This window comes from Streptomyces mayonensis, from assembly GCF_018982965.1.
Classification (GTDB): Bacteria; Actinomycetota; Actinomycetes; order Streptomycetales; family Streptomycetaceae; genus Streptomyces; species Streptomyces mayonensis.
Window position 1 is genome coordinate 1 of record NZ_JACBYP010000218.1, and the last position, 4951, is coordinate 4951.

Here is a 4951-nt window from a genome sequence, read left to right on the forward strand (position 1 = left end):
GCCCACCCACACCGCGCGAGCGCGCTCCTTCAACGCCGCCGCGGCCCAGTACGCCGCCAACCGCCCCTCCTACCCGCCCGCCCTCTTCGACGCGCTGGAGGAGCTGACCGGCCGCCCCTTCAAGGGCTCCCGCGTCGCGGACATCGGCGCCGGCACCGGCCTCGCCACCGCACGCCTGCACGAGCGCGGCGCCGACGTGATCGCCGTGGAACCCGGCGCCGGCATGGCCGCCGAGTTCCGCCGCAGTCTCCCCGGCGTGCCGGTCGTCCGCGGCAACGGCAACGCCCTCCCCCTGGCCGACCACACCGCCGACCTCCTCACCTACGCCCAGGCCTGGCACTGGACCGACCCCGTCCGCGCGGTCCCGGAGGCGCTGCGCGTACTGCGGCCGGGCGGTGCGCTCGCCCTGTGGTGGAACACCGCCGCGCTCGACGTGCCGTGGATCGCGGATTCGGCCCGGCGGGTCGACCGGCACTTCGCCGACCAGAACCTCTCCGCCGGGCAACGGGACTGCGACCCCCGCGTCGCCGACCCCACCGGGAGCCTCGACTTCGTCCGCCGGGTCGTCCGCTGGAGCCGCCGCGTCCCCGTCGACACCCACCTGGCCAACCTCGGCAGCCACTCGGTCTTCCTGACCGACGGCGGGGAACGCACCGCCGCCTTCCTGGCCGAGGAGCGCCGGCACCTGCTGGCGGTCTTCCCGGACGGAGTCGCCGAGGAGACGTACGACGTCCATCTCCTGCTCGCGACGGCTTGACGCGGCGCGGGGCCGGGAGGAGTATTCATCACATGATGAATTACACGGGGAACCCTCCCTCCCGGCCACCCGAAGAGCAGACCGGCACCCCGGCCGTGCCCGCCGTCCGCGCCGAAGCCCTCACCGTCGTCCGCGGCCCCCGCGCGGTCCTGCACGAACTCGCCTTCACCGTCCCGCGCGGCCGGATCACCGGCCTCCTCGGTCCGTCCGGCTGCGGCAAGTCGACCCTCATGCGCGCGATCGCCGGCACCCAGGCCAGGATCACCGGCACCCTCGACGTCCTCGGCCGACCGGCGGGCCACCCCGCCCTGCGCACCCGCATCGGCTACGTCACCCAGGCGCCGTCCGTCTTCGACGACCTCACGGTCCGCCAGAACCTCGAGTACTTCGCCGCGATCCTCGCTCCCGGCCGAGGTGCCGCCGACCGACGCCGCGAGGACGTCACCCGGGCCGTCACCGACGTCGACCTCACCACCCACGCCGACGCCCTGGCCGGCAACCTCTCCGGCGGCCAGCGCAGCCGCGTCTCCCTCGCCGTCGCCCTGCTCGGCGCCCCCGACCTCCTCGTCCTCGACGAACCGACGGTCGGCCTGGATCCCGTACTCCGCCGCGACCTGTGGGCCCTCTTCCACTCCCTCGCCGCCGACCGCGGCGCCACGCTCCTCGTCTCCTCCCACGTCATGGACGAGGCCGAGCGCTGCCACCGCCTGCTCCTCATGCGCGAGGGCCGGATCCTCGCCGACGGCACCCCCGACGCCCTGCGCGCCCGCACCGGCTCCGAGACGGTCGAGGAAGCGTTCCTGCACCTGGTCGACGAGGCCACGACGGCCGCCCGCGCAAAGGAGACGACCCGATGAGCACCCGCGGAACCCCTGGGATCCCCGGAACCCCCGGAACCCCTGCGCCCCACCCGGCGGCGCCCACCCTCACTCCATCCCCCACGCGCACCCTCAGCCTCACCCGCACCACCGCCACCGCGGCCCGCGTCCTGCGCCAACTCGGCCACGACCCGCGCACCATCGCCCTGCTTCTGCTGATCCCGTGCGTGATGCTCTTCCTGCTGCGCTACGTCTTCGACGGCAGCCCGCGCACCTTCGACAACATCGGTGCCTCGCTCCTCGGCATCTTCCCGCTGATCACGATGTTCCTGGTCACGTCCATCGCGACCCTGCGCGAGCGCACCTCGGGCACTCTCGAACGCCTCCTCGCCATGCCGCTCGCCAAGGGTGATCTCATCGCCGGCTACGCCCTCGCCTTCGGCGCCCTCGCCATCGTCCAGTCGGCCCTCGCCACCGGCCTGGCGGTCTGGTTCCTGGGCCTGGACGTGACCGGCAGCCCCTGGCTCCTGCTCCTGGTCGCGCTGCTCGACGCCCTCCTGGGCACCGCCCTCGGCCTCTTCGTCTCCGCCTTCGCCGCCTCGGAGTTCCAGGCGGTGCAGTTCATGCCGGCGGTGATCTTCCCCCAGTTGCTCCTCTGCGGTCTCTTCACCCCGCGCGACACCATGCACCCGGCCCTGGAAGCCGTCTCCGACGTCCTGCCGATGTCCTACGCCGTCGACGGCATGAACGAGGTCCTGCGGCACACCGACATGACCACCGCGTTCGTACGGGACGCCCTGATCGTCGCCGGCTGCGCCCTGCTGGTCCTGGTCCTGGGCGCGGCCACTCTCAAACGCCGCACGGCCTGACAGCCCGACCGTCCCGCAGGCTGGACGCGACACGTCGCCCGCCCCCACCGGTGCGAGGATGAGACGAACGCACGACGCACCCCACACAGCCACTGGCCACCAGGCCACCAGGGCACCGGAGGGCACCCAACCCCATGACCCAGAAAGTCGCAGTCCTCGGCACCGGCAAGATCGGCGAAGCCCTGCTCAGCGGCATGATCGGAGCCGGCTGGTCCCCCACCGACCTCCTGGTCACCGCCCGCCGCCGGGAACGGGCCGACGAACTCCGCGCCCGCCACGGAGTCACCCCGGTCACCAACGCCGAGGCCGCCAAGACCGCCGACACCCTGATCCTCACGGTCAAGCCCCAGGACATGGGCACCCTCCTCGACGAACTCGCCCCGCACGTCCCCGCCGACCGCCTGGTCATCAGCGGCGCGGCGGGCATCCCGACATCCTTCTTCGAGGAACGCCTCGCCGCCGGGACCCCGGTCGTCCGCGTCATGACGAACACCCCGGCCCTCGTCGACGAGGCCATGTCCGTCATCTCCGCCGGCACCCACGCGACCGCCGCCCACCTGAGCCACACCGAGGAGATCTTCGGCGCCGTCGGCAAGACCCTGCGCGTCCCGGAGTCCCAGCAGGACGCGTGCACCGCCCTCTCCGGCTCGGGACCGGCGTACTTCTTCTACCTGGTCGAAGCGATGACCGACGCCGGGATCCTCCTCGGCCTGCCCCGCGACAAGGCCCACGACCTGATCGTCCAGTCCGCGATCGGCGCCGCGAAGATGCTCCGCGACAGCGGCGAACACCCGGTCAAACTCCGGGAGAACGTCACGTCGCCCGCCGGAACCACCATCAACGCCATCCGCGAGCTGGAGAACCACGGCGTCCGCGCCGCCCTCATCGCCGCCCTGGAGGCAGCCCGCGACCGCAGCCGCGAGCTGGCCTCCGGCACGAAGGACTGACGAACGGCGGAGACTGACGAGAACCGAAGGCTGACGGCCTACCGGTCGGACGCGTCCACGGGCGCCAGCAGCCCGATCGCCCGGTAGGCCGCGTCCACCCTCGGACGGGCCATGCCCCGGGCCCGTTCCGCGCCCTCCCGCAGCACACCGTCCACGTACCCCGGATCGGCGCACAGCTGACGATGCCGCTCCTGCACGGGCCGCAACACCTCGACGACGGCTTCCGCGGTGTCCTTCTTCAACGCCCCGTACGAGTCGTACGCCCCCGCCAGCTCCGCGGGCTCACCACCCGTGCAGGCGGCCAGGATCTCCAGCAGGTTCGCGAGCCCCGGCCGCTCCTCCCGGTCGTACACCACGCCGTGTCCGCTGTCGGTCACGGCCCGCATGACCTTCTTCCGCACCACATCGGGCTCGTCCAGCAGATAGACGATCCCCGGCCCGACATCCTCGCTCTTGCCCATCTTCGAGACGGGGTCCTGGAGATTCATCACCCGGGCCGCCACCGCCGGACCGGTCGCCCGCGGCACCGTGAACGTGTGCCCGTACCGCTGGTTGAACCGCACCGCGAGATCCCGCGCCAGTTCCACGTGCTGCGTCTGGTCGTCCCCGACCGGCACCTCGTCCGTCCCGTACGCCAGGATGTCCGCCGCCATCAGCACGGGATACGTCAGCAGCGCCAGCCGCACGCTCCCGCCCCGCCCCCGTTCCCGCGCGGCCTTCTCCTTGTACTGGATCATCCGCCGCATCTCCCCGTCGGTCGCGACGCACTCCAGTACGTAGGAGAGCCGGGTGTGCTCGTCGACGTGGCTCTGCACGAACACGGTGCACTGCTCGGGATCGAGCCCCGCCGCAAGCAGCAGCGACGCCGCCTGCCGACTGAGTCTGCGCACTCGTGCCGGATCGTGGTCCACGGTCAGCGCGTGCAGGTCGACGACGCAGAACAGCGCGTCGGACCGGTACTGGTCGTTCGCGGCCCACCGCCGCACGGCTCCCAGATAGTTCCCCAGCGTCAGATGCCCGGTCGGCTTGATCCCACTGAAGACCCTCGTCACCTCTCCACCTCCTGGTCGGGGCCACCGCCACCCGCCGGCCGCCCCTCCTGGAGGGAGATACGAGAACGGCCGCCGAGGCGGCGGCCGTTGAGTGCATACGCGAGTACGGCCGCCGTCAGGCGGCCCACCACAGCTGGTTGCACGTATGCGTCATCACGTGCCTCACACTACGCTCCGGGAGGCGCCCCGGCCCTGGATTTGACACCCCGAACCCGCGCTCGTAGTGTTCCCCGAGTTGTCCGACGTGAGCGCCGACCCCGGTCGGTCCCCGGACAGCGATTTCGCAAGTACCAACCACTTCTCAACGAGCAGTCGCTCTGTCGGCGTCGTTGTTGTCGTACCGGTGCGTGTATTCGCGGAATGAGGAATCCAGTTCGAAAGAACGTGGCCCGATTAGCTTCGGACGCCGGGAATCCGCTACAGTCTCACCTCGTCGGAACGGCCCAACAGCCGGAAAGACAACCCCCTCTGACGGGGAATCAGAACCGGAAAGGATCTGATACAGTCG

At 71.5% G+C, this 4951-nt stretch carries 5 protein-coding genes; 4 read left to right on the plus strand and 1 reads right to left on the minus strand.

Going from position 1 to position 4951, the window contains the following annotated elements; translation table 11 throughout:
• The 4 genes from HZS56_RS37130 to proC form a co-directional block, all read left to right on the plus strand.
• Positions 1 to 757, plus strand: a 757-nt coding sequence (locus tag HZS56_RS37130) for a class I SAM-dependent methyltransferase (RefSeq protein WP_216725213.1), incomplete at its 5' end; no start/stop codon positions are given.
• A 32-nt stretch (positions 758 to 789) separates the two neighbouring features.
• Complete coding sequence (locus HZS56_RS37135) at positions 790 to 1614, plus strand: ABC transporter ATP-binding protein (RefSeq protein ID WP_216725214.1); 825 nt, start codon at positions 790 to 792, stop codon at positions 1612 to 1614.
• Positions 1611 to 2444 carry an ABC transporter permease gene (locus HZS56_RS37140; RefSeq protein ID WP_253915513.1) on the plus strand — a complete coding sequence of 278 codons (834 nt, stop codon included), beginning with the start codon at positions 1611 to 1613 and terminating at the stop codon, positions 2442 to 2444. Before HZS56_RS37135 ends, HZS56_RS37140 begins: the two co-directional genes overlap by 4 nt.
• Before the next feature lie 134 nt (positions 2445 to 2578).
• Positions 2579 to 3391, plus strand: coding sequence for a pyrroline-5-carboxylate reductase (proC, locus tag HZS56_RS37145; protein ID WP_216725215.1), 813 nt, complete (start codon positions 2579 to 2581; stop codon positions 3389 to 3391).
• 38 nt (positions 3392 to 3429) lie between these two features.
• Here the strand turns inward: proC and trpS are convergent, their stop codons facing one another.
• The gene (gene trpS, locus HZS56_RS37150; RefSeq protein WP_216725216.1) at positions 3430 to 4443 is read right to left on the minus strand and encodes a tryptophan--tRNA ligase; all 1014 of its coding nucleotides are present in this window, start codon (positions 4441 to 4443) and stop codon (positions 3430 to 3432) included.
• Positions 4444 to 4951: the final 508 nt, after the last annotated feature.